Raw genomic sequence first — 23,323 nt, 5'->3', positions numbered from 1 at the left:
GGCACCCATGATGTTCTCGGTCATCCGCGTCCGTGCGATGGGGGCGACGGCGTTGATGGCGATGCCGTTGCGGGCACCTTCGATGGCGAGAACGTGCATCATGCCGATGAGGCCCATCTTGGCGGCGCCGTAGTTGGCTTGACCGAAGTTCCCGAAAAGTCCGGTGCCGGAAGTGGTCTGAACGATCCGTCCGTAATTCTGTGCCCGCAACGGCATCGCCATCAACGCCGTCGCCCCCATCGCACGGACGCGGATGACCGAGAACATCATGGGGGAAGCCGGTCAGGCCATGCACCCCGAGCTCGTCACCCCTGTGGTGGTCTACCTGTGCCATCCGACGTGCGACCGAACCGCGCACATCTACTCGGTCGGCGCCGGGAAGGTGTCACGGGTGTTCATCGGCGTCACCAAGGGAATCGAGGACACGTCTTTGACTGCGGAGTCGGTGGCGTCGTCGATCGACGACATCGACGACAGCGCCACGTTCACCATCCGGGGCGGACCCACCGCCGCCTAGCAGACAGCCGGTCAGCGACCGAGAAACTTGGGCTCACGACGTTCCGCGAACGAGGCGAGGCCCTCTTGGAGGTCAGCAGTGTGCGACACCACCTCCTGCGCCCAGGCCTCCTGCTCGAATGCGCGGTGTCGATCCGACTCCGACGACACCGACAACAACCGTTTCGTCAGCGCCAGCATCACGGTAGGGCCCGCGGCCAGCCGTACCGCGAGCTCCTCGGCGGCCGCCCGGGTGTCTTCGGGTGCGGTCACGCGATTGACCAGCCCCAGCTTCTCGCAGGTGGCAGCGTCGACCGGCTCGCCGAGCATCAAGAGTTCAGTGGCCTTGCGCAACCCCACGATTCTCGTCAACAGGTGGATGGCCCCCGAATCGGGCAGGATCCCTCGGTGCACAAACGCCTCCACGAGCTTGGCCTGCGCCGACATCACCACCAGATCGGATGCCAGCACCAAGCTGGCGCCGGCGCCCGCCGCCGTACCGTTGACAGCGGCCACCACGGGTTTGTCGCAATCCAGTATCGAGGAAATCAATCGCTGCCAGCCTTGCTGAAGCATGCGGGCGATGTCACCGGGCCGCTTCTCGGCGATGGGTTTCGATTGCGGGTCAGCGCTTGCCGCCTGGGACGGCAAGCCGGCGCCGGTACAGAAATGCCGGTCACCCGTTGCGCTCAGCAGCACGGCACGCACGTCGGACCGATCATGAGCCAGGGCAAAAGCATCCTTGAGCGCCTGACGCGCCAAGGGCGACAACGAATTTCCGACGTCTGCGCGGTCGATGGTGACTCTTAGTACCCCGTCATCGCCGACGGCCACCAGGATGCCCGATGCTTGTTCGCTCATATCCTCATCCCTGCGTTAACGGCGTTTCCGCTTTTCGGGTATCTTAATTTCCATGCCGGAAACCGGTCAGATTACCGACGAGGGGTTGGCCCGGTTGCGGGCCACCATCGGGATCGCGGTTCCGCACACTCAGCCGCCGCACTACTTCAGACCGAACGAAGACTGCTTCCGCCACGTAGCGGAGAGCTACGGCGACGCCAACCCGCTGTGGAGCGACGCGGAATACGCCGCCAAATCCGTATGGGGCGAGTCGATCGCGCCCCCCGCGCTCGTCGGGGGCGACACCTTGATAGGTGAGGACGAGGTGACCACGCTCTCCGACGAAGACCGCGCGCTGACCAAGGGTGACCCCTTGCGCGGCGTTCACGCCTTCTACGCGTCCTCGTCGCGCGAGTGGTGGGCGCCGCTGCGGGCCAATCATCGCGTCTTCCGGCGCAACGCTCTGGTCGCGGCCCTGGACAAGAGCAGTGAATTCGCCGATCGGGCCGTCCACGAGTGGTCGGCACAGGTGTTCCGAGACGATGAAGACGTCATCTTGGGTGCGCAGTACCGCAACATGATCCGCACCGAACGCAGCAAGGCGCGAGGTCGCAAGAAGTACGAGGCCGTCGAACTGAAGTCGTGGACGCCGGACGAGATCGCGGAATTGGACGAGAGATACGCGCGCGAAGCCCCGCGTGGCGCCGAACCGCGATCCTGGGAGGACGTCGACGAGGGTGACGACATCGGCACCCTGACCAAGGGCCCGTTGACGGTCACCGACATGGTCTGCTGGCATGTCGGCATGGGGACCGGCATGTACGGGGTGCGGCCCCTGCGACTGGCATGGCGCAATCGGCAGCGCATCCCCCGTTTCTACACGCCCAACGAATACGGTGTGCCGGATGCGCAGCAGCGCGTGCACTGGGAACCGGAGGCAGCCCGCAATGCGGGTAACCCCACCACCTTCGACTACGGCCGGATGCGCGAGACGTGGCTTATCCACCTGTGCACCGACTGGATGGGTGACGATGGCTGGCTGTGGAAGCTCGCCTGCGAATTCCGGCTCTTCAACTACGTCGGCGATCTGCACACCGTCACCGGGACGGTGGTCCGCAAGTACCTCGCCGAGGACGATCGTCCGGCCGTCGATCTCGAGTTGGCGGCGACGAATCATCGTGGCCAGATCACGGCGCCGGGCACGGCCACGATTCTGCTCCCCAGCCGCGAACACGGACCCGTCCGACTACCCGATCCCCCTGGGCGGGCGACCAATCTCGCGGACCTGCTCACCGCCGTGGCCGCACGATTCGCCGAAACCTGAGCCCATGACTTACGACAGTGTGCCCGGTCTCGCGGCGGAACAACGCGGTGCGGTCTTGCAATTGAGGTTGGACCGCGAGGATCGCCGCAACGCAGTCAACGACGTCATGCTCGACGCGATGATCGCGCATTTCGCCGCCGCGGGTGTCGACGAATCCGTCCGCGTCATCAGGATCGACGCTGCGGGACCCGACTTCTGCGCCGGGTCCGACCTCATCGCCAACAACGCCCGCTCCGAGCGAAAGCCCAGGGTGGGTAGCACGCAGCGCCGGCTGCCCAACAAAGCGAACCGGTTGATCCCGTTGATGCTCGAGACTCAGGTGCCCATCGTGTCCGTAGTGCGGGGCTGGGCCGCCGGGCTCGGATTCCACATCGCACTCGCATCCGACTTCTGTGTCGCCGCCGAGGATGCACGGTTCTGGGAACCTTTCATGGCCCGCGGTTTCACCCCCGACAGCGGCGCGGCCTGGCTGCTGCCGCGGCTGATCGGCCTGGTCCGCACCCGGCAACTGCTGATGCTGGGCAAGGAGATCACCGGAACCACCGCCGCCGAGTGGAACATCATCCACGCCGCCGCCCCGGTCGACGAATTGGACACCGTGGCAAGCGAACTGACTGCCGGCCTTGGCGATGCGCCCACGGTGGCGCTGGGCCTCACCAAGTGGCTGCTGCACAGCGGCAACGGGCTCGACCTGGACCGTCATCTGCAGAACGAAGCGATGGCGCTCGAACTATCCAGCCGCAGTGAAGATTTCAAAGAAGGATTGGCGGCCTTCCGCGACCGACGCGAAGCAAAGTTCCAAGGGCGCTAGAAGAACGTGACGCCCCTGCCGATCACCGAGGCCACCAGTGCCGCCGACGCCGTCGCGGTGGTCGAACAATGGGTCGACGCCGAGGTGCCGGCGTCCTGGCGTATGGCCGCCGCGCAGAGTCCCGTCGCCCTGCGCGCGGTGCGGAGCCCCGCGGATTACCGGCAGTGGTATCCGGTTTTCGCCGAGTCCGGTCTTGTGGTGCCGACCTGGGCGCGCGAATACGGCGGCCTGGGTATCGGCAACGAGGTGGCCAGGGCGATCGATAGGGTGCTGCTTCCACTGCGGCTGTCCCGACTGAACCCGTTGGGGCTCAACAACACTGCTGCGGCGTTGTTCAGCCACGGTACGGAAGAGCAGCGGTTGCGCTTCCTGCCGCCGATCGTGCGCAACGAGGAGAAGTGGTGTCAGCTCTTCAGTGAGCCCGGCGCGGGGTCGGACCTTGCCTCGTTGGCGACACGGGCCGTCCGGGACGCGGATGGCTGGCTGATCTCGGGCCAAAAGGTCTGGACCACGTGGGCCGACGAGGCTGACTTCGCGATCCTGCTCGCACGAACCGATCCGGACGCACCCAAGCACAAGGGCATCACCTACTTCCTGCTCGATATGCGTCAGGCCGGCGTCGAGGTACGACCACTGCGTCAGATCACCGGCGAGGCGGAGTTCAACGAAGTCTTCATCGACGATGCCCGGGTCCCCGACGCGCACCGGGTGGGCGAGGTCAATGACGGCTGGCGCGTCAGCGCATCGACGCTGTCCAGTGAGCGGCAGATGGTTTCGGGTTCCGGGTCGGGAGGCATGGGCCGCCTCGGCGGCTCCGGCGCCGACCGGCTGATCGCCGTCGCGCGGGAGACGGGCCGATGGGACGACCTGGTCGTCCGTAACAAGATCATGCGGTTGTGGGCCCAGGAGCAGATCCGTGGCTGGACCAATGACCGTGTCCGGGCGGCACTTTCGGCCGGCCAATCGCCCGGGGCCGCGTCCTCGATCGGTAAGGTGCACCAGGCCACGCTGAACCAGCAAATTCAGGACCTCATGGTCGACCTGCTGGGTACGGACGCGGTCGCCTGGCCCGCCACCGACGAGCCGGACGCACTGCCCCGGGATGTCCATGGAATGCTGCGCAGCCTCGCCAACGGCACCGAGGGCGGCACCACCGACATCAACAAGAACATCCTCGGCGAGCGCGTGCTCGGGCTGCCCAAGGAACCGGACCCCTGGAAGGGCAAACCCTGGAAGGACATTCCGCGCTCGTGAGCACCTACCAGCGGTTGGTCGTGGAGAAGTCCGAGGGTATCGGCTGGCTGATCCTGAACCGGCCGGACGCGGGCAACGCCTTCGACGCGTTGATGCTCGACGAACTCGAGACCGCCTGGGCCGAACTCGATGCCGATCCCGGTGTCCGGGTGATCGTCAACGCGGCCAACGGCACAGCCTTCTGCACGGGCATGGACGTGGTGCAGGTGGCGCGCGACAAAGCGGCGATGCGCCGCCACTCGCGTCGAACTCGGGACGCGGAGCTGAAGATTTCGTCCTGGCATTGCGGGGTATGGAAGCCGGTGATCGCGGCCGTGAACGGGGTTTGCGCGGGCGGTGGCCTGCACCTGGTGGCCGACGCCGACATCGTCATCGCGGCCGAACAGGCCTCCTTCGTCGACCCGCACGTGTCGCTCGGCCAGGCCGTCGCCTATGAGGCGATCACCCTGCTTCGCAAGTCTCCGATGGAGGCAATCACCCGGATGGCGTTGAGCGGCAGGGGCGAACGCATCTCGGCGCAACGCGCCTACGAGTTGGGCATCTTGTCCGAGGTGGTAGCCGCCGGTCGGCTTCGCGCCGCGGCGCTTCGGCTCGCCACCGCGATCGCCGGAAATTCGCCGACCGCGTTGCGCGCCACCAAGAAGGCGCTGTGGCACTCCCTGGAAGTCGGGATGACGCAGGCCCGCCGGGATGCCTCCGATGAGATCTGGCGGCTGCGCAATCACCCCGACCACGGCGAGGGCGCCAGGGCGTGGCGCGAGAAGCGCACACCACGGTGGCAAGCACCGTCCGGCGCTGTGGAGGCTTCATGACGTATCAGAGGCTGGTCGTCGAGCGGCGCGGGCCGGTTGGCTGGATCATCAACAACCGCCCCGACCGGCTCAACGCGTATGACGTTGTGATGCGTGAGGAATTCCCGAAAGCGTGGTCGGAACTGAATGCCGACCCAGACGTCCGCGTCATCGTGCACACCGGCAACGGGCGAGCGTTCCAGGTGGGGGCCGACGTCGAGGAGCTCGACGGCGAGGCCGTGCTGCAGTTTCAGGAGACCATGCGCACGCTGGACCTCAAGCTGACGGCGTGGCACTGCAACGTCGAGAAGCCGGTCATCACGGCTGTCAACGGGGTATGCGCCGGTGGCGGGTTGCACTGGGTGGCCGACGCCGACATCGTCATCGCGTCATCGGACGCGAGCTTCGTCGACCCGCACGTCTCGATCGGCCAGGTCAGCGCTTTGGAAACCATCGCGCTGATGCGCAAGATGCCGGCCGAGGCGGTGTTGCGGATGGCGTTGGTGGGCAGCCACGAACGGCTCAGCGCCCATCGTGCGTACCAGCTCGGCATGATCAGCCAGGTCGTGGATCCGCCCGAAAAGCTGCGCGAGGTCGCCCAGGAGCTGGCCGAGAAGATCGCCAGAAACTCGCCCGCGGCGATGCGTGCCACCAAGCGTGCACTGTGGGGCGCACTCGAATACGGCCTGACGGATGCGTGCCGCGCCGGCGCCAAGCACCTGACGTCGATGTGGGGGCACCCCGACCAGAACGAGGGCCCCCTTGCCTTCGCGGACAAGCGAACTCCGAATTGGGCTCCGTTGGAGGCTGATTCGTGAGCCTGGTGGATCTGCTTGACGGCCTGCCGGATGTCGCCGTGCACTTGGTCGATGGCGAGGTGTCGCGCGACGAGCTGGTGGCCAGTTCCGACCAACTCGGTGCGCTCCTTAGGGCAATCGGATTGGCGAGGGGACAGGTTGTCGCCGCCATGCTGCCCAACGACGCAACCACCATCGCCGCGCTGTTCGGCACGTGGCGCGCCGGTGGGGTGTACACACCGTTGAACCCCAGGGCGGCCGACGCCGAGATAGCGGCCCAGCTGACGACGCTGCGGCCCGTCGCCGTCGTCACGACACCCGAACTGGCGCCGAGATTCTCGACGTTCGAAATCCCCGTCGTCACTGGTGATGCGCTGGCGTGGGCAACGGCGGCAAGGCGCGACTTGCCCGCGCACGCGCGGTCCTACGACGACGATGTGGCACTGTTGCAGTTCACCTCCGGCACCACGGGCCCGCCGAAGCCGGTGCCCCTTCGGCACACCACGGTGCTCGACCTGATCGATCGGCTGTTGGCGAAACTTCGTGGGAAGAAAGCTATTACCGACGCACCGAAACGCCCGCCGATGCCGAACCTCGTGCCGTTGTCGTTGTCGTTGTGGGCGGGTATCTATCAGGTGCTGTTCGCGTTCCGGGCGGGTTCGGGCGTGGTGCTGATGGAGCGATTTTCCCCGTCGGACTTCGCCGCGCTGGTTCGGCGGCACCAGCTGCGTTCCACGGTGCTGCCGCCCGCGGCGCTCACCATGGTGTTGCACGACGACTCGGTCACGGACCTGTCGCCGCTGAAGATCGTGCGATCGATCACCGCTCCCCTGTCGCCTGTGCAAGCGGCCCGATTCAGGGACAAGTTCGGCGTGATCGTGCTGAACTCCTACGGCCAGACCGAACTCGGTGGCGAGGTGGTGGGGTGGTCGGCCGCCGACGCCCGCGAGTGGGGAGAGACCAAACTCGGATCGGTGGGGCGGCCTCTGCCCGGCATCGACGTCAGGATTGCCGATGACGAGGTGCTGGTGCGCACGCCGACGACAGCGGCGCGCAACATCGATCCGGCCTTCCTCGACCGGCTCACCGATGACGGCTGGTTTCACACCGGCGACTTGGGCTGGTTCGACGACGACGGGTTCCTCTGGCTCGACGGCCGGGTGTCCGACATGATCAACCGTGGCGGCCTCAAGGTCTTCCCGGGCACCGTCGAAGACGTCATTCTCGCCGCCGGCGGCGTGCGGGAAGCCGCCGTCGTGGGCATCCCCGACGAGCGGCTCGGCGAGGTGCCCTGGGCGTTCGTCGTGCGACGTGATCAGGCCGTTACAGAAGAGAGCCTCACCGAGTGGTGCCGGGATCGATTGACGCCGTACCGCGTACCCGTGCGATTCGTGTTCGTCGACCGGCTGCCGCGCAACGACGTCGGCAAGGTGGTCAAGCGCGAGCTCGCCGCCATGGCCAATGCGTGAAGGTTCGGACTCAGCAATCGTCGAAGCCCGGGAGCTTCGTTACCCGTGAATGCGATAACGCTAATTCTCGCAATTGATAATGGTGCTATCATTTCGGGACAATGTGTATTTCCACCCGCGTTGCGGAGACGGGAGCAACGGATGTGATCGAAGAATTGGTGCGGATGGTGATCACGTGGGGCGTGATGTGCGCATTGGTTGCCTTCTTCTACTGGATGTTGTCGAACATCGGGACTTTCTGACCGCAGCGATCGGCCCTGAGTGAAGTCGCCTCGGGCCGGCTATCTATTTCCTAAGGAGGAATCAGCGCGGTGGACGAACAGGATCGCCGGCGTAGGCGCGGCCTCATCGTTTTCCAAATCTGGATATACGGCCTCCTGCTGACGATGTTTCTCATCCAGCTCTCCATGTTGCTGACAAGAGATTGGTAGGCCCATGCGATTGCCCTCTGCGATAACGCGCCGCGGGAACGGTGCATCCTCATTCGCGTCAGCGACTTTGGACGAACACGAACGCCGGAGCCGGCGGGCTCAACGACAGGCGGATCTCTGGCTCATAGCCGGCACGGCACTGATGGGCACGCTCGTGCTCGGCGTCCTCGGGCTCCCCCTGTTCGTGCGTGGCCTGTACCTGTTGCGCAATGCGCAACGCGAGGGCCTGTCGGTGCGTCCACTCATGGTCACGCTCATCGGTTACGTGATCATCCTGGACGCGGCCCTGAACAGCATCGGTTGGGCACTCGACCTGTTCGCCAATCACGCCCTGATAACCCGCACCGTGTTCACCGCTTGGGGGAACCTGATGGACGGGGGCTACTTCTGGCACTACAACGAGCTCTGGATCGGAGGTGCCGGTGCGCCCGGGGAGAAGGCGTGGGTTCTCGTGTGCGTGCTCATCGCCTTTCCGATGCGGATGGCCGCAGCGATCGGCTTCCTGCAGATGAAGCGCTGGGGCCACCAGTGGATGATCGTCACTTGCTGGTTCGGTGTGGTGGTCTGGACCGGCTACATCTTCAACATGACGTTGTATGCCGATGTGCGGTACGCGGCGGTAGGCCTGCCGGTGCTGGCCTGGTGGGCCTACAACATCTTTTACATCACGCCGTTCCTCGCAATCCCTTACCTGCACACCGTGAACCGGGAAATCTTCTCCGACTGACCGATCCTGGGAAGGACTATCGTGTCTGAATCAACTGTGGACGCAGTCGCGCCGGCCGAGCCGCTACCGCCGGGCACGACGTCGGCTTGGGCGCGGATGCACACGTGGCTCAAACGGGGGCTGTTCGTCTGCCTGTTCGGGTTGGTGATCGAGGGGTCGCTCACCGTGCCGGTGATGGCAGTCTGGTACGGGTGGCCCACGCTGTCCCTCACCCAAATCTGCAGCGAATTGCTGAAGGTGCGCTACTCCGATGACTCGCTCGAATGCAGGCAGCCCTATCCCCTCGGGGGCCCGCCGTTCGGCGGTGCTCCGGAGGCCGCCGGCCAACACACCGCGAAAGACGACTGGGGGGTCCAACCCCACCCGCGGTACAACCGGATCGGCTTCCGCGAACTGGTGAAGATCCACGACGAGCGAATCGCACGGCAAGCGAAGGCGTCGGCGATTCCAAAACCGTAGGGCGGCGCACATGACAACTCCGCACGTCATAGGGCGCAGCGATGCCATCTCGTGGGCGATCGCAGCAAGTCTCAAGTCGGTCGTCCACAACCTCGACGAACCGACTCAGCCGAACACGGACCACGTAGTCATAGTGATCGGCGTCGATCCGGCCCTCGAGCCGACGCCCGTCAGCACGTTGAGTCCGCCGGACTGGGGCCGATTCGCCGAACAACCGATGCGACACGCGCTCGCCGCTTTGCAACGGTCATACTCCTCGATGCGCGACAAAGGTGGAGGACGAATCGTGCTGGTGCTGCCATCGATCGGGATGACGGGAGCGCCGTATCTCGTCCCGTACGCCACCGCGCTCGAGGGAATCCGTGCGATGGCCAAATCCGCCGCTCGCCAATGGGCTTCTCAAAACCTGATCGTCAACATGGTTGCCGCCCCGCTTCGTCTTTTCGCGCCGCGGCTGAGCGCGTCAGCCAGCCATGTGACCGCGGCAGCGCTTCAGGACGATGACTCGCTCATCGAAACGATCGTCGAGACGACACGATTCCTACTCAAGCCCGAGGTCACGGGTCTGGTCGGCGAAACCGTCATCGTCGACGGCGGAGCCGTGATGCTCCCATGACGATCAACGATTACACGGTGCTGGTCACTGGAGCCGGCGGCGGTGTCGGGCACGGCATCGCGCGTGCCCTCGCGGTCGACGGCGCGCACGTCTTCGTCGCCACCCGATCGGAAAGTGGGCGGGCGGTTGCAGCGGAACTCAGCGAGGCCGGTTGTCGGGCAAGCTGGGTCCGCTGCGACGTCACCGTAGCCGAGTCGGTCATCGGCGCCGTCGAGGCCGCGGTGATGACGACCGGGCGCCTGGATGCGCTGGTACACAATGCCACAAGCAACGCATCCAGCCAGCCGCACCGACTCGAGGACGTCGGTGAGTCGCTGTGGCGCGACCACATCAGCGTGTCGGTGACCGGCGCCTATCACTGTGCGAGCGCAGCCTTCCAAGCGCTGCGTGAACGGGCAGGGACGTTCCTGGTGATGACCTCACCCGCCGGGATCGAAGGCAGCGCCACACTGCCGCTCTATGCCACGGTGAAGGGCGCACTGCGGGGCTTCGCCAAAAGCCTGGCCCGCGAATGGGGCGCCTACGGCATCACGGTCAATGTGATATCGCCGCTTGCATATTCACCGGCGATGACGGCGGCGATCGAAGCCGAACCCGCGATGGAGGAGCGGCTGGCGCGGCGGATCCCGCTGGGCCGCATCGGCGATCCGCAGAGCGACGTCGGTGCGGCGGTCACTTTCCTCGTGGGCCCCAAGGCCAGGTATCTCACCGGACAGACGATAGGGGTCGACGGCGGCCACTTCACCAACCTCTAAGCCGTCGTGGAAATCGGTCTTGTTCTTCCGCACAGCGGCCCGAACGCGTCACCGTCGTTCATCCGCGACTTCGCGCAGACCGCCGAGGGTTGCGGAGTCGACCGGCTCTGGGCGGTCGACCATCTCGTTTTGCCCCGTCACAGCGATTCGCTGTATCCGCTGGGCCGCAGGCCCACGCCAGTCGCCGACGGCTGGCTCGCCGACAATCTCGCCCCCAACTTTGAACTCATGACGACGCTCAGTTGGGTTGCCGGGTTGACGAGCACGATTGGGCTCGGATCATCGGTCGCCGTACTGCCGCTTCGCAATCCGATCGGCAACGCAAGACAACTCGCTTCGCTCGACGCGTTCTCGGGCGGCCGGCTCGTGTACGGCGTCGGAGTCGGGTGGCTGAAGGAAGAGGCGACAGCGATGGGCATGCCATGGGACAACCGTGGCGCCCGCAGCGAGGAACACATCCGGTTGTTGCGCACCCTATGGTGTGCGGACGATCCCTACGTCGAATTCCATGGGAAATTCTACGATTTCGCACCGATGGATCCCCGGCCGCACCCCGCACGACGACCCATTCCGATCCTGGTGGGCGGGCACTCTGACACCGCGCTCGACCGAGCGGCGCGTGTCGGCGACGGGTGGATTTCCGCGCCGACGTCCGTTGGACGGCTGGCCGGGCTCGTCGCGTCTCTGAACCGGTTAGCCGACGCGCGCGGCAGATCGTCGGCGAGCTTATACAAGGTCGCATCCACCGCTTATTCCGGCGCCCGATCATTGGCCGAGTCATGCGATGCCTACCGCCGACTGGGCATCGATCATGTTCAGGTCCTTCTATCGGCCGACGAGCCGCACCGCATCATCGACCGGATGCCGGAGGTCGCTGATGCGGCGAACCAGTGAATCGGGCCGGACGGCCCTCCAGCCCTTGACGCGCGGTGCGACCTTGCCGTTCGCGACGGTTTCGGACAGTATTAGGGCGAGAACGTCTACTCTCGGTTTGTGATAGTGGCGTTGCCGGTTGCCATCCGCGCCGTTGGCCATGCATATGGCGGACAAATCTGCGAGCAGGCTTTCGGCGATCTCGACTGCTTCGTGGAAAGGAATGACGATGACCGAACCCCGTGCGTTCGAGGTGTGGGATGCGGACAATCACATGTACGAGACGATCGACGCCTACACGCGCTATCTGCCGGAGAAATACTCCGAAGCATTGAAGTTCGTCGACGTCAATGGCCGCAAGAAGCTCCAGATCCTCGGCGTTATCACCGAGACGATACCCAACCCCACCTACGAGGTGATTCCCACTCCCGGCGCATGGGCCGACTACTACCGCGGGATCAACCCGGAGGGAAAGACGCTGCGCGAGCTCGCCGAGCCCATCCGCTGTCCAGACGAGTTCCGGCGCCCCGACCTGCGCCTGGCGTTGATGGACCGCCAGGGCGTTGATGGCGCGCTGATGTTTCCCACCACGGCGGGCATGCTCGAGGAACGGACCAAGTGCGACACCGAGCTCACCCACGCGGTAACCCACGCCTTCAACCGCTGGCTGCTCGAGGACTGGACGTTCAACGTCAAGGACCGCATCTTCCCCGTCCCGGCGATCTCACTCAACGATCCGTCGAAGGGCGTTGCGGAACTCGAATGGTGCCTGGAAAACGGGGCGAAGACGGTGCTGATCCGGCCGGCGCCGGTGCCCAGGGAGGACGGAACCTCGCGTTCACCCGCGTTGCCCGAGTTCGACCGTTTCTGGAGATTGGTCGAGTCGTCGGGCATCTCGGTCCAGATGCACAACTCCGACGCCGGCTACGACCGCTACCTCTCCGACTGGGAGGGCGGCAACGAGTTCCAGGGTTTCCAGCTGACGAAGTTCCGCGGCTTCATCTACGAGGAGAGCCGCCACATCTTCGATACGCTCGCGGCCTTCATCGCCCATGGGGTGTTCGAGCGCTTCCCCGGCCTACGCATCGGTGTGGTCGAGAACGGCGGTTCGTGGGCTCAGCGCCTGATGGACGTTTTCGATCGGGTGTACCGCAAGAAGCCGCGCGAATTCAGTGAGCACCCGTGTGATGTCTTCCGAAGGCACGTGTGGGTGAACCCGTTTCACGAGGAGGACATGTCGCACCTCATCGACATCCTCGGTGAGAAGCGGGTGATGTTCGGCTCGGACTACCCGCATCCCGAGGGATTGGCCGCGCCCGCGGACTTCGTCAATGAGCTCGAAAACCTCCCCGCCGCAACCACAGCACGAGTGATGGGCGGCAATCTGAAGGAGCTGATCGGCATCTAGCCGAGTCCGGCGGCGAATCGCCTCAGGTACGGCCAGGAGATGTTGAACATCTCCCCGCGTCGGCATAAGTATCTTCACCGACAAGACCGATCCTTATGGCATTCGCGGTGCTGCGTGTCTCGGGCAGGAGATCGCCTTGCCCGGGAATCGGATCGGGGTTGTCACGAACGCTCACCGGTCCCCGAACCGGGTCCGGAGTTCATTCTTGAGCACCTTGCCGGTGAGATTACGTGGCAGCGCATCGACGATCTCGAGCCGTTCGGGCGACTTGTGCCTGCTCAGCCCCCGGGCTTGGCAATGTCCGGAAACCGAAGAGAGCGTGACCGCCGCACCCGGGCGGGCGACGACGACGGCACACACCCGTTCGCCGGTCCGCTCATCGGGTACGCCGATGACCGCGACGTCGGCGATCGCAGGGTGGCTCGCCAGGACGCCCTCGATCTCGAGGGCCGAGATGTTCTCCGCGTTGCGGATGATCGCGTCCTTGATGCGCCCCGTGACGACGACATTGCCCTGTTGGTCGATGCGTCCCAGATCGCCGGTGCGAAACCACCCGCCGGCGTCGAATGCCTGGGCATCTAATGACGCATCGACGTAGCCGAGGAAGCATTGCGGGCCCTTGAGCCGCAGCTCCCCCTCCTCCCCGGGCTCGACCGGCCGCTCGGATTCGTCGACGACTCGCACTGAGACGCCCGGCACGGGTTTGCCGACGGTGTGGTCCAGCAGCTCCGGAGGGCCGTTCGGTGCTTGGGAGGTGGCGACCGGAAATTCGGTCAGTCCCCAGGAATTGGCCACACCGTCGACCGAGAAGGTCTGCCGCACTTGATGTCCCAACTCCGCGGTGATGGGTGCACCACCGCCGACACAGCCACGCAGATCGGGATATAGCGGTTCGGCGCCGTGTTTTGCCTGCGCCGCCATGAAGGCGACGAAGAACGGGGTGGCGCTGCCCAGCAGAGTCGGCCGGTGCGCAGCGATGGCGAAGGGGGTCTCCACGGGATCGAAGGTGTCGAAGAGCACCAGTCGCATGCCGGTATGGAGGGCGGCAGCGAGCATGGCGGCTCCCCCGATGTGCGACACCGGAAAGGCGATCGGGTTGACGTCGCTACTGGAGGCGCCGACGATGGCGACGACGCCTGCCGAGCCGGCGATGACCGAGCGGTCGCAGTGCCGCGCGCCTTTCGGGGACGCCGTTGTGCCCGACGAATAGTAGATCCAGCGCGGCTCCTCGCCCGATTGTGGCGGCGCAGGCAGCGCCGCCGGATCACCGGCGGGTAGCCGAAGTGCGCCGGTGATGGGCTCGTCGTGGTCGATGACCACGACAGTCATGGGTTGCTGATCACCGATCCGCTGGGCGAGCGCGATGTGGTCGAAATTGCGCCACACCCCGGGAACGATGAGGACGTCGGTCGCGAGCTGCGTTGTCACAAAACGTAATTCGCTCTCCCGCCAGATCGGCAGTACCGGGTTTTGGACCGCCCCGAGGCGCGCCAGCGCCACCATGACGACCATCGTCTCCAGCGTCGTCGGCAGCTGCCACGACACCACCGTTCCCGCGCCAATTCCGCGTTGCGCCAACGCCGCCGCGCATGTCAGTGCGGATTCGTACAGCTGCTCGCACGACAGGGCCCGACCGTAGTCGTCGACTAGGACCACCCGATCGGGATGCGCCCGCGCCGCCGTCTCGACCAGGGACCAATAGGTCTCCGCCGCCGGGTATGCGGTCATCGGCTCGGCAAGTGCAGTCGCCGCTTGGCCAGGATGTTGCGCATCATTTCCGAGCTGCCACCGGATATCGTGTAGGCCCGGGACCACAGCCAGCATTCACGCAGGCGTTGTTTGGCGCGATCCACATCGGGGTCCGCAGTCCCCGCGGCAATCGCCGATGCGGCCAGCTCGGCGCCATAGGCCGCGACACGGTGATAGGTTTCGGCGAAGCTCAACTTCGCGATCGAGCCGTCGCCCGGTCGTTCCTCACCCGACGTCAGCCGCTCCACATGGTCGTCGATGAACGCCTTGGCTACCTCGGCCTCGACGGCCAACTCGGCGACCTGCTGGCGGATGTCGGTGGAGTCCAGTGCGGGCTCGCCGTCGATGAGCGCGTTCCGGGCCACGGTGACCAAATCGTCGATCAAGAGTTCGAGCAAGATGACGTTGCCGCCGATGCCGAATCGTTCAAAGTCCAAGCCGGCCATGATGATCGACCAGCCCTGGCCCACCTCGCCGATCAGGCTCTCCGGACCGAGCTCGACCCCGCTGAGGAAGACCTCATTGACCTCGATCGCATCGCCGATCGTGCGGATCGGACGAACCTCGACACCCTCCGCCGAGAGCGGCACGGTGAAGACGGACAGGCCGTGGTGGCGCGAGGACGTCGGGTCGGTGCGGATCAGGGCGAGGCCCATGTCGGCCCAGTGTCCGTCGGTGATCCAGGTCTTCTGGCCGTCGATCACCCAACCGCCGTCGGGTTGCCGCACCCCGCGGCTGCGCACCGCGGCGATGTCGCTACCCGCATCGGGTTCGCTGAGCAGTTGGCACCAGACGTGCTCGCTGCGCCGGATGGGTGGCAGTAGCCGCTGCTTCTGCTCGTCGGATCCGAAGTGCAAGAGCACGTGTGCCGCCAGGTTCACCTGGTCCACCGGGCGTGGCGCGCGGGCGCGCAGGATCTCCTCGCTGACGATGCGGTCGTGCAGTGGGTGGTGATCGTCGCGACCGCCGTGTTGGACCGGCCAATCCGCGCCCACGAGGCCCGCCTCGAACAGGCCGGCGAACCACGCGCGCAGCAGGGCTTCTTGCGCGGGGGTCTGCGGCGCACGGTGGCCTTCGCGGGCTTCGATCGGCGGCGCGTGTTCGGCGATGTGTGCCCTGACCCGCTCTCTGAAGTCGGCCAGCTGCGCATCGGTGGGACGGCTCCAAACCACGCTCACCAACCCGACACCTCCGCCACCAGCGCCCGGCTCGAACGCGCCGTGCCGATCAGGTGGCCGTTGGTGAAGACCCGACGCAGCTCGTAATGCAGCGGATACTCCCACGTGAAACCGATGCCGCCCGAAAGTTGCATGCACTCGTCGACGGCGGCGGCGGCCTTCGCCGCGACGAACGCGTGCGCCGCCGCCGTCAGCAAGGTCGCCCTCTCCTCTCCCGCAGCGAGTGCCCGCGCCGCCCTCATGACGACGGCGCGCGCTTTGACCTCGAAGACCAGCAGCTCGACCAGCCGGTGCTGAATCGCCTGAAAGCTCGCGATCGGGGCCCCGAATGCGATGCGCTCCTTGAGGTATGCCGTCAGCCGCTCGAGGGTCATCGACACGGCGCCCACCGAATCGGCGGCGACCAGCAGTCGGGCCACGGCGGCCAACTGGTCGGCCCGTTCGACAGATCCGATCACGTCGCCGGGTGCGGCCTTCGCGTCGAAACGCCATACGGTTCGGGTGACGTCCAGCAGGTCGGGGTCCAACTCGAACTGGTCGCGATCCAAATCGCGCAGCAGGTGAATTCCGTTGCTTCCCAGGAGTATGACGATGTCGGCCTGGTCGCCGCGGATGATCCGTGCGGGCTCGCCGACGATCGCGACGCCGGCCGTCGCGGTCCCGGCGAGCAGGCCGGGCAGCAACTGTTGCCTGGGGTACCCGGGCGCGGAGGCGAGCGCCGCGGCACCGATCGTGGTTCCCAACCACGCCGACCCGTCCTGCGCTCGACCAAGCTCCTCCGCCACGACGCAGGCCTCGACCGGACGCCACCCGGTGCCCCCCAGCACCTCATCCACGAGCAGGCCGGTCCAGTCCATTTCGGCAAGGTCCTTGACCGATCCCCGCTCGCCGCGTTCGGCCAGGAACTCCCGCGCCGACGCTCTCAACAGGTCGAGGTCGACGTCCTCGTCCGCCATCGCGCCGTTAGCTGCGGGCGAGCAGCTGGTCGGCGTTGTCGCGCATGATCCGTCGCTTGGTGGCGTCGTCGAGCGGGTCGAGCAACTTGGCGAACTCGGCCGGCACGGCCAGCCCTTCGGCGTGCGGGTAATCCGAGCCCATGACCAGGCAGTCGTCGTATCCCAGGCTCGCGACGATCGCCGGGATGTCGTCCTCGGGGTACGGCACGACCCGAACATGACGGCGGAAGATCGCCGACGGTCGCTCCGTGAGCTTCCCGCCGATCCATGGTCCGTTGCGGCCCATGCCGCGGCTCTTGTCCATGTGCCGGACGAAGAACGGCACCCATTCCGCGCCGTGCTCGGCGACGAGGACATTCAGACCCGGAAAGCGGCCGAAGAGATTGTCGAAGATGAGGGCTGACAACGTCTCCTCGATCGGCCGCTGCCCGTAGATGTTCATCCACTGCCACGCGGACATGTGCCAGGAGGCCGGGTCGGGGTCCTGGCCCCACGCGGGCGAAATCGCATTGAAGTACCAGAACGGCATGATGTGGAACACCAGGACGCAGCCGGCCTCCTGCAGGCGCGCGTAAATGGGATCGAAGTACGGGTCGCCCGGTGACCGGCCGTAGGCCGGCCCCGTCGGCAGCAGCACGAACTTCGCTCCCTGCGCGATGATCGCCTCGGTCTCCGCGATCGCGGAATCCAAGTCGCGCAACGACATCAGCGCCGTCGCATAGATCCTGTCGTCGTAGTTGAAGCCCCACTCTTCGTCGAACCATCGGTTGAACGAGCGCAGATTCGCATACAGTGCCGCAGTGTCGTCGACGTAGTGTTCCGCCGCCAGCGCCATACCGCTGGGATAGATGACCATCCGCTCGATGTTCTGGTCCGCCATGACGGCCAGCCGGGCGGCACGCTCGACGAATTCCGGTTGCATGGGTTGCGGCTCGTAAGACTCCTCGGGGTTGCCCGATCCCATTTGCCTGAGCATCTCCTTGAGCGAGCCTGGCCGGTAGGCGACATCCAGGCCCAAACCGCCCTCGCTGTTGAAGGTCGCGACGCGATGGCCGGCCAGGATCACCTCGACGCCGTCGGCCCCGCGTACGGTGGTGATCGCCCGGTCTCGGAACTTTTCGGGCAGATAGCGGGTGAACGCATCCCGCGTCTCGTAGCAGTGCGTATCGCAGTCGAAGATGCCGTAATCGAGTTTCGTGGTCACCGCGTCGGTCTCCTTTAGTGAGAATGTAAATTCTCTATTTCCAGAAAACATACTATCCTGGTGCGGCAATGGCCATCCCGGGCTGGATGCCCGAAGGGCTCGAGCAGCGGGCGGCGCCGGCTCGGCCGCAATCGCACCGAGGAGACATGAGACCTTCACAACCGCTGGGAGACAAGAGGATCGGGCCCGCAGCGATTGGCTTGTGGATGGCCGATCCCGCGACACGGCCGAGCCGGGAGGCTGCGCGTGCCGACCGGTGAGCTCGACGAGCTCCGCGCGGTCGTTCGGGACTACCTGACGGCCACATCACCCAGCGAGACCGTGCGCAAGTTGATGGCGACGGAAACCGGCTACGACGAGGCATCGTGGCGCCAGATGGCCGGCGAGTTGGGGCTGCACGGCATCGGGGTTCCCGAGCGGTGGGGCGGGGCGGGTGCGGGCATGGCCGAACTGGCGGTGGTCTTTGAGGAAATGGGGCGCACGTTGCTGTGCTCCCCCTTCTTCGCCACCGTGGCCATGGCGACCCAGGCCATTCTCGCCAGCGGCGATGATGCCGCGGCCGAAGAGTTCATCCCCGGCTTCGTTGACGGCTCTGCCACCGCAACGCTGATCCTCAACGGCCGCCTTGGCGCCTGGGACCCCGGTGCAGTGACGTTGCGTGCCGACCGCAGCGGCGGCGCCTACCGGGTCCACGGTGAGGCGCCGCTCGTGATCGACGGTCACACCGCGGACGTCATCCTCGCCGCGGCCAATACCGAAGCCGGCATCTCGTTGCTGGCGATTCGGGCCGGGTCAGAGGGGGTCCGCCGGACCCCGCTGGCAGGACTCGACCGCACCCGAAAATTCGCCCGGCTGGAGTTCGGCGGTGTCCGGGCGGCGCTGATCGGCACGGAGGGGGCCGCGGCCGACTTCCTGGCACACACTTCGGACCTCGCCATCGTGGCGCTGACTGCCGAACAGGTGGGCGCCGCGCGGCGCTGCCTCGACATGGCCGTCGACTACGCCAAGCAACGGATCCAGTTCGGTCGGCCCATCGGCAGTTTCCAGGCGATCAAGCATCGGTGCGCGGACATGTTGGTTCAGGTTGAGGGTGCGCTTTCCGCCGTGTCGCATGCGGCCGAAGTGGCCCACACCGATGAGCTGCCGACCGCCGCGTCGGTCGCGAAAATGGTGTGTTCCGAGGCCTTCCTCCACGTCGCGCTCGACAACATGCGCATCCACGGCGGTATCGGCTTCACCTGGGAACACGACGCCCACCTTTTCGCCCGCCGCGCCAAGGCCACCCAGTTGATCTTCGGCGACCCGGACTACCACGCCCAACGACTGGCCACACTTGTCTCCGCGACGAAAGGACCCACGTGACCGTTTCTTTCTCTCTCGAACTGCCCACCCAGCGAGTCGAGGCGGTGGACGAGTTCGTCACCGCCGACGCCATTGCCGACATCGCGCGAGCGGCCGAGGCGAGCAAATTCGCGGCGGTCCATGTCACCGACCACCCCGCACCGGACTCCAAGTGGCTCGACCACGGCGGGCACCACGCCCTCGATCCGTTCGTCGCGTTGGCCTTCGCCGCCGCCGCAACGACCCACGTCAAGCTGCTGACCAATGTCTACATCGCCGCCTACCGCAACCCGTTCCTCGGCGCCAAATCGATTCAAAGCCTCGCGGTGTTGTCCGGGGGCCGGCTGATCCTGGGCACCGCGGCGGGATACCTGAAGCCCGAATTCAAGGCCCTGGGAGTCGATTTCGACAACCGCGGTGCCCTGCTCGATGAGGCCCTCGATGTGCTGGACAAGGTGCTCGGCGGCGGCGACCTCGCGTACGAGGGGACGTCGTTCGCCGCCCGCGGCGTCCGGTTGCGGCCGCTGCCCGCGAGTCCGCCCCCGGTCTGGGTCGGCGGCAACAGCAAGGCGGCGGTTCGCCGGGCGGTGTCACGCGCTCAGGGGTGGGCGCCGTTCAATACGTTCGGCTACGCGGCGGCCTCGCGCACAGCGGAAATCTCGACGATCGATGACCTGGCGCTCGCCATCGACTGGGCCAAGCAGTACGCGGCCGAGATCGGCCGCACCGCACCGCTGGAGATCTGTTTCTCGGCGGGAAACCTGTTGGACGACGGTAAGTCGGCCGACGAACGTCACGCGACGATCGCGCGGCTCGAGTCCGCCGGGGTCACCTGGCTCACCATCGCGCCGGCAGGTGCCGACCGGACCGAAGTCATCGACCGTGCCCGCGCCTTCGCCGACGAGTTCATCGCCGGGTGACGCGACGTCACGCCATCAGACTGCCGGCGGCGAATGCGTCCACGCTGATCCGGCGATGGGCGAACAGCCACCGACCGTCGACGGGTGTCAGTACGTCGCGGTAGCGGCCCCAGTGGTCGAGCCCGATGTCGGTGTGGACGGCGAAATAACTGCTGACCTCGACCCTGTCGCGGGCCACCGACCCGAACCTGATGCTGGTGACGTGGTGGCGGACATGAGTCGGCGCCCGCCGCCCCGATTGCCCAGGCTTTGTCACAGCGGCGCCCAGGCCCGCCTCGATCGCCGAGGGTCCCGTCAGCGGCCCGTCCCCCCCGGTGAATTCCAGCACGCCCTCGTCGCCGAAGCATGCGGCCAGCGCGCGAAGATCGAATCGGTCTGTGGCCGCGGTGTAGTCGGCCAACGTCTGTCGCACCGACTCCCGAACCTCGAGCTCCCACGCCTCCACCTGACCTCCTCGTTAATGACCGTTCCAGCACACGATAACGTTTATTCTCATGCCGCAACCAAGCCTTGAGGACCTGCTCGATCCGGTGACAACCGCGCTGGTGACCCAAGAGTGTCAGGGCGGGGTGATCGGGCCGCAGGCCGGCCTTCCGCTGCTCGCCGAGGAGGCCCGGCGAGAAGCCATTCCCAACATTGCCAGGCTGCTCGATGCGGCCAGGGCGGCCGGCGTGACGGTCGTGCACTGCCTGATACAGCGGCGCGCCGACGGTCGCGGTTCGAACACGAACGCCCGGTTGTTCGCGGCGGGGAAATCCTTCAGCGTCGACCTGACGCCCGGTAGCGCGGGCGCCTCGGTGCTCCCGGAATTGGGTCCACGCGACTCCGACCTTGTGCTCACCCGCACCCACGGTGTCGGCCCGATGTGCGGCACCGACCTGGACTCGATGCTGCGCAACCTGGGAATCAAAACCATTGTCGGAGTTGGCGTGTCGGTGAATATCGCGATCACCAACTTCGTCATGGATGCGGTCAACCGTGGCTATCAGTTCGTCCTACCGCGGGACGCGGTCAGTGGGTACCCGCGCGAGTATGCCGATTCGATCATCGACAACACGCTGTCCCTGCTCGCCACCGTGACCCCGTCGAGCGCGGTCATCGACGTGTGGAATGCAGCGGTGTGACCTGTCGCCGGCGCCCCAGATGTGGATGTTGCCGGGCGATGGTGATAACGTCGTTCTCAAATAGCGTAAATGATCATATTCGCTGCTCAGGAGGAAGAGTCACATGTCGTCCCGATCACTGCCGTATCCGGTTTTCGACATCGACAACCACATGTACGAGACGACGGACGCGCTCACGAAATACCTGCCCAAGGAGCACCGCGGGAAGGTCGGTTACGTCGAGGTCAGCGGCAGGCCCAAACTGGTTGTCAAGGACCGCATCAGCCACATGATCCCCAACCCGACGTTCGCGCGGGTTGCCAGGCCGGGCAGCGCCGAGGACTACTTCCTCGGCAACAACCCCGAGGGCCTCAACTTTCGCGAGTTCATCGGCGAGGCAATGGATGTCATCCCCGCCTACCAGGCGCCCGCCCCGCGGTTGGAGCTGATGGATGAACTGGGGCTCGACCAGTGTGTGATGTACCCGACCCTCGCCAGCCTCATCGAGGAGCGCACCACCGACGACGTCGTCCTCACCCACGCGATCATCCACGCGCTCAACGAGTGGATGCACGAGCATTGGACGTTCAACTACCACGATCGGATCTTCGCCACACCCGTCATCTGCCTGCCGATCGTGGACGAAGCCATCAGGGAACTGCACTGGTGCTTGGAGCGCGGTATGAAGACATTCCTGGTTCGGCCCGCGCCGGTGCCCAGTCGCTTCGGCGGCTCGCGATCCATGGGGCTGCCCGAGTTCGACCCGTTCTGGGAGGAGGTCGTCAACGCCGGCATGCCGGTCACCATGCACGCCTCGGACAGCGGCTACCAAAAACACCTCATGGAATGGGAGGGCGGCGACGAGTACCTGTCCTTCGCACCGAGCGCCCTGCGCGAGGTCGTGATGGGGCACCGGGCCATCGAGGACACCCTGGCCGCCATGATCTGCCACGGCGCGCTCTCGCGCTTCCCGGATCTGAAGATCTTCTGCGTGGAGAACGGCAGCGGCTGGGTGCGCAACCTGCTCGAGCAGCTCAACACGGCGTACAAGATCATGCCGAAGGAGTTCGACGAGCACCCGGTCGAGGTGTTCAAGCGCAACATCTACATCCACCCGTTCCTAGAGGACGACGTCAAGGGCATCGTCGACATCATGGGCGAGGACCACGTCATGTTCGGCTCCGACTTCCCGCACCCCGAGGGTATCGGCGACCCGCTGAGCTTCGTCGACCGGCTGGACGGCATCCCGGACTCGGCCAAGGCGAAGATCATGGGCGGCAACGCGATCGAGCACTTGAAGGTCAAGGTCGCGGCGTGACCCAGGCGCCCGCTGGCCCCACGGTTTACGAGGGGATCGCGGACTTCGAGGCTCACGTCGGCGAGCACCTTGGGTACAGCGATTGGCATCGGGTCACGCAGAAGGAGATCGATCTCTTCGCCGAGGCAACCGGTGACCATCAGTGGATCCACGTCGACCGGGAGAGGGCGGCCAGCGGTCGGTATGGCAGGACCATCGCACACGGCTATCTAACCTTGTCGCTGGTACCCATCCTGGTGCAACAGATCTATAAGGTGACCGGGCTGGCGATGCAGGTGAACTACGGCTCCGACAAGCTTCGGTTCCCCGCGCCGGTGCCGGTCGACTCGCGCATCCGGGCGGGGGCCGAGCTGTTGAAGGTGGAGCGCAACGACAAGGGGGGACGGGCCACGGTGCGCGTCACGGTCGAAGTCGAGGGCAACGACCGACCGGCGTGCGTCGTCGACACGATCGCGGCGATGGTCGACGCCTGACCACACGACACACGCCCGCCGGGGCTGACGG

General features: G+C 65.8%; 23 protein-coding genes and 2 pseudogenes. 18 read left to right on the top strand and 7 right to left on the bottom strand.

The window, feature by feature from the left end; genetic code table 11:
- A pseudogene (locus A9X05_RS28545) lies at positions 1-210 on the bottom strand (SDR family NAD(P)-dependent oxidoreductase); the annotation flags it as partial.
- Here A9X05_RS28545 and A9X05_RS28540 point away from each other — a divergent pair.
- Positions 203-517 (top strand): annotated as a pseudogene (locus tag A9X05_RS28540) (short-chain dehydrogenase); the annotation flags it as partial. The pseudogenes A9X05_RS28545 and A9X05_RS28540 overlap by 8 nt on opposite strands.
- A gap of 11 nt (positions 518-528) precedes the next feature.
- On the opposite strand, the gene A9X05_RS28535 reads toward A9X05_RS28540, so the two are convergent.
- A complete protein-coding gene (locus tag A9X05_RS28535) occupies positions 529-1,356 on the bottom strand; it encodes an enoyl-CoA hydratase/isomerase family protein (RefSeq protein WP_067785703.1) in 828 nt (275 codons plus the stop codon).
- A 52-nt stretch (positions 1,357-1,408) separates the two neighbouring features.
- Between A9X05_RS28535 and A9X05_RS28530 the strand changes: the two genes are divergently transcribed.
- The 12 genes from A9X05_RS28530 (at position 1,409) to A9X05_RS28475 (ending at position 13,050) form a co-directional block, all read left to right on the top strand.
- The gene (locus tag A9X05_RS28530) at positions 1,409-2,659 is read left to right on the top strand and encodes a hypothetical protein (protein WP_067785700.1); all 1,251 of its coding nucleotides are present in this window, start codon (positions 1,409-1,411) and stop codon (positions 2,657-2,659) included.
- A gap of 4 nt (positions 2,660-2,663) precedes the next feature.
- Positions 2,664-3,470: an enoyl-CoA hydratase/isomerase family protein gene (locus A9X05_RS28525; protein ID WP_067753749.1), complete on the top strand. Its 807-nt coding sequence runs from the start codon at positions 2,664-2,666 to the stop codon at positions 3,468-3,470.
- Between the two features lie 6 nt (positions 3,471-3,476).
- A complete protein-coding gene (locus tag A9X05_RS28520; protein WP_082971084.1) occupies positions 3,477-4,724 on the top strand; it encodes an acyl-CoA dehydrogenase family protein in 1,248 nt (415 codons plus the stop codon).
- Positions 4,721-5,536, top strand: a complete 816-nt coding sequence (locus A9X05_RS28515; RefSeq protein WP_067785696.1) for an enoyl-CoA hydratase/isomerase family protein — start codon at positions 4,721-4,723, stop codon at positions 5,534-5,536. Before A9X05_RS28520 ends, A9X05_RS28515 begins: the two co-directional genes overlap by 4 nt.
- Positions 5,533-6,333, top strand: coding sequence for an enoyl-CoA hydratase/isomerase family protein (locus A9X05_RS28510; protein WP_067785693.1), 801 nt, complete (start codon positions 5,533-5,535; stop codon positions 6,331-6,333). The genes A9X05_RS28515 and A9X05_RS28510 overlap by 4 nt, the downstream gene beginning before the upstream one ends.
- Positions 6,330-7,781 carry a class I adenylate-forming enzyme family protein gene (locus A9X05_RS28505; protein WP_067785691.1) on the top strand — a complete coding sequence of 484 codons (1,452 nt, stop codon included), beginning with the start codon at positions 6,330-6,332 and terminating at the stop codon, positions 7,779-7,781. Before A9X05_RS28510 ends, A9X05_RS28505 begins: the two co-directional genes overlap by 4 nt.
- Positions 7,782-8,279: 498 nt before the next feature.
- Positions 8,280-8,939 (top strand): hypothetical protein, encoded by a 660-nt coding sequence (locus A9X05_RS28500; protein WP_067785688.1) that lies wholly within the window; start codon positions 8,280-8,282, stop codon positions 8,937-8,939.
- A gap of 96 nt (positions 8,940-9,035) precedes the next feature.
- Positions 9,036-9,398: a hypothetical protein gene (locus A9X05_RS28495; protein WP_231968996.1), complete on the top strand. Its 363-nt coding sequence runs from the start codon at positions 9,036-9,038 to the stop codon at positions 9,396-9,398.
- 10 nt (positions 9,399-9,408) lie between these two features.
- Positions 9,409-10,014: an SDR family oxidoreductase gene (locus tag A9X05_RS28490; protein WP_067785682.1), complete on the top strand. Its 606-nt coding sequence runs from the start codon at positions 9,409-9,411 to the stop codon at positions 10,012-10,014.
- Positions 10,011-10,769, top strand: a complete 759-nt coding sequence (locus A9X05_RS28485) for an SDR family NAD(P)-dependent oxidoreductase (protein WP_067785679.1) — start codon at positions 10,011-10,013, stop codon at positions 10,767-10,769. Before A9X05_RS28490 ends, A9X05_RS28485 begins: the two co-directional genes overlap by 4 nt.
- A 6-nt stretch (positions 10,770-10,775) precedes the next feature.
- Entirely contained in the window at positions 10,776-11,663 is an 888-nt protein-coding gene (locus tag A9X05_RS28480; RefSeq protein WP_067785676.1) for a TIGR03619 family F420-dependent LLM class oxidoreductase, read from the top strand.
- A 202-nt stretch (positions 11,664-11,865) separates the two neighbouring features.
- The gene (locus tag A9X05_RS28475; protein ID WP_082954831.1) at positions 11,866-13,050 is read left to right on the top strand and encodes an amidohydrolase family protein; all 1,185 of its coding nucleotides are present in this window, start codon (positions 11,866-11,868) and stop codon (positions 13,048-13,050) included.
- 171 nt (positions 13,051-13,221) lie between these two features.
- On the opposite strand, the gene A9X05_RS28470 is transcribed toward A9X05_RS28475, so the two are convergent.
- From A9X05_RS28470 to A9X05_RS28455, 4 genes are read right to left on the bottom strand one after another with little or no spacing between them, the layout of a single operon-like run.
- Positions 13,222-14,778 carry a class I adenylate-forming enzyme family protein gene (locus A9X05_RS28470; protein WP_067785673.1) on the bottom strand — a complete coding sequence of 519 codons (1,557 nt, stop codon included), beginning with the start codon at positions 14,776-14,778 and terminating at the stop codon, positions 13,222-13,224.
- A complete protein-coding gene (locus A9X05_RS28465) occupies positions 14,775-15,977 on the bottom strand; it encodes an acyl-CoA dehydrogenase family protein (RefSeq protein ID WP_067753785.1) in 1,203 nt (400 codons plus the stop codon). Before A9X05_RS28465 ends, A9X05_RS28470 begins: the two co-directional genes overlap by 4 nt.
- On the bottom strand, positions 15,974-16,933 hold the full coding sequence (locus tag A9X05_RS28460; protein WP_067785670.1) for an acyl-CoA dehydrogenase family protein: 960 nt from the start codon (positions 16,931-16,933) through the stop codon (positions 15,974-15,976). The genes A9X05_RS28465 and A9X05_RS28460 overlap by 4 nt, the downstream gene beginning before the upstream one ends.
- A 7-nt stretch (positions 16,934-16,940) precedes the next feature.
- On the bottom strand, positions 16,941-18,137 hold the full coding sequence (locus A9X05_RS28455) for an amidohydrolase family protein (protein ID WP_067761268.1): 1,197 nt from the start codon (positions 18,135-18,137) through the stop codon (positions 16,941-16,943).
- Positions 18,138-18,383: 246 nt separating this feature from the next.
- On the opposite strand from A9X05_RS28455, the gene A9X05_RS28450 reads away from it, so the two are divergent.
- Entirely contained in the window at positions 18,384-19,499 is a 1,116-nt protein-coding gene (locus A9X05_RS28450; RefSeq protein ID WP_067761265.1) for an acyl-CoA dehydrogenase family protein, read from the top strand.
- A complete protein-coding gene (locus A9X05_RS28445; protein WP_067761262.1) occupies positions 19,496-20,398 on the top strand; it encodes a TIGR03619 family F420-dependent LLM class oxidoreductase in 903 nt (300 codons plus the stop codon). Before A9X05_RS28450 ends, A9X05_RS28445 begins: the two co-directional genes overlap by 4 nt.
- A 7-nt stretch (positions 20,399-20,405) precedes the next feature.
- On the opposite strand, the gene A9X05_RS28440 is transcribed toward A9X05_RS28445, so the two are convergent.
- On the bottom strand, positions 20,406-20,843 hold the full coding sequence (locus tag A9X05_RS28440; protein ID WP_082969842.1) for a nuclear transport factor 2 family protein: 438 nt from the start codon (positions 20,841-20,843) through the stop codon (positions 20,406-20,408).
- 49 nt (positions 20,844-20,892) lie between these two features.
- Here A9X05_RS28440 and A9X05_RS28435 point away from each other — a divergent pair, with 49 nt between their 5' ends.
- The 3 genes from A9X05_RS28435 to A9X05_RS28425 all read left to right on the top strand — a co-directional run bounded on the left by A9X05_RS28435 (position 20,893) and on the right by A9X05_RS28425 (position 23,292).
- A complete protein-coding gene (locus A9X05_RS28435; RefSeq protein ID WP_067761259.1) occupies positions 20,893-21,522 on the top strand; it encodes a cysteine hydrolase in 630 nt (209 codons plus the stop codon).
- Between the two features lie 103 nt (positions 21,523-21,625).
- A complete protein-coding gene (locus tag A9X05_RS28430; protein WP_067761256.1) occupies positions 21,626-22,819 on the top strand; it encodes an amidohydrolase family protein in 1,194 nt (397 codons plus the stop codon).
- Entirely contained in the window at positions 22,816-23,292 is a 477-nt protein-coding gene (locus tag A9X05_RS28425) for a MaoC family dehydratase (RefSeq protein ID WP_067785667.1), read from the top strand. The genes A9X05_RS28430 and A9X05_RS28425 overlap by 4 nt, the downstream gene beginning before the upstream one ends.
- Positions 23,293-23,323 lie beyond the last annotated feature (31 nt).

Origin of the sequence: Mycobacterium sp. E3298 (genome assembly GCF_001666895.1) — a bacterium.
GTDB lineage: Bacteria > Actinomycetota > Actinomycetes > Mycobacteriales > Mycobacteriaceae > Mycobacterium.
Note: the sequence above shows the minus strand (reverse complement) of the source record. Positions and strands in the feature narration are given on the sequence as shown.

Bases quoted from the DNA above. Each gene is read 5' to 3' on its own strand.
- A9X05_RS28535 (WP_067785703.1), bottom strand. From the start codon at position 1,356: ATGAGCGAACAAGCATCGGGCATCCTGGTGGCCGTCGGCGATGACGGG.
- A9X05_RS28530 (WP_067785700.1), top strand. From the start codon at position 1,409: ATGCCGGAAACCGGTCAGATTACCGACGAGGGGTTGGCCCGGTTGCGG.
- A9X05_RS28525 (WP_067753749.1), top strand. From the start codon at position 2,664: ATGACTTACGACAGTGTGCCCGGTCTCGCGGCGGAACAACGCGGTGCG.
- A9X05_RS28510 (WP_067785693.1), top strand. From the start codon at position 5,533: ATGACGTATCAGAGGCTGGTCGTCGAGCGGCGCGGGCCGGTTGGCTGG.
- A9X05_RS28495 (WP_231968996.1), top strand. From the start codon at position 9,036: ATGCACACGTGGCTCAAACGGGGGCTGTTCGTCTGCCTGTTCGGGTTG.
- A9X05_RS28490 (WP_067785682.1), top strand. From the start codon at position 9,409: ATGACAACTCCGCACGTCATAGGGCGCAGCGATGCCATCTCGTGGGCG.
- A9X05_RS28485 (WP_067785679.1), top strand. From the start codon at position 10,011: ATGACGATCAACGATTACACGGTGCTGGTCACTGGAGCCGGCGGCGGT.
- A9X05_RS28475 (WP_082954831.1), top strand. From the start codon at position 11,866: ATGACGATGACCGAACCCCGTGCGTTCGAGGTGTGGGATGCGGACAAT.
- A9X05_RS28470 (WP_067785673.1), bottom strand. From the start codon at position 14,778: ATGACCGCATACCCGGCGGCGGAGACCTATTGGTCCCTGGTCGAGACG.
- A9X05_RS28460 (WP_067785670.1), bottom strand. From the start codon at position 16,933: ATGGCGGACGAGGACGTCGACCTCGACCTGTTGAGAGCGTCGGCGCGG.
- A9X05_RS28435 (WP_067761259.1), top strand. From the start codon at position 20,893: ATGCCGCAACCAAGCCTTGAGGACCTGCTCGATCCGGTGACAACCGCG.
- A9X05_RS28430 (WP_067761256.1), top strand. From the start codon at position 21,626: ATGTCGTCCCGATCACTGCCGTATCCGGTTTTCGACATCGACAACCAC.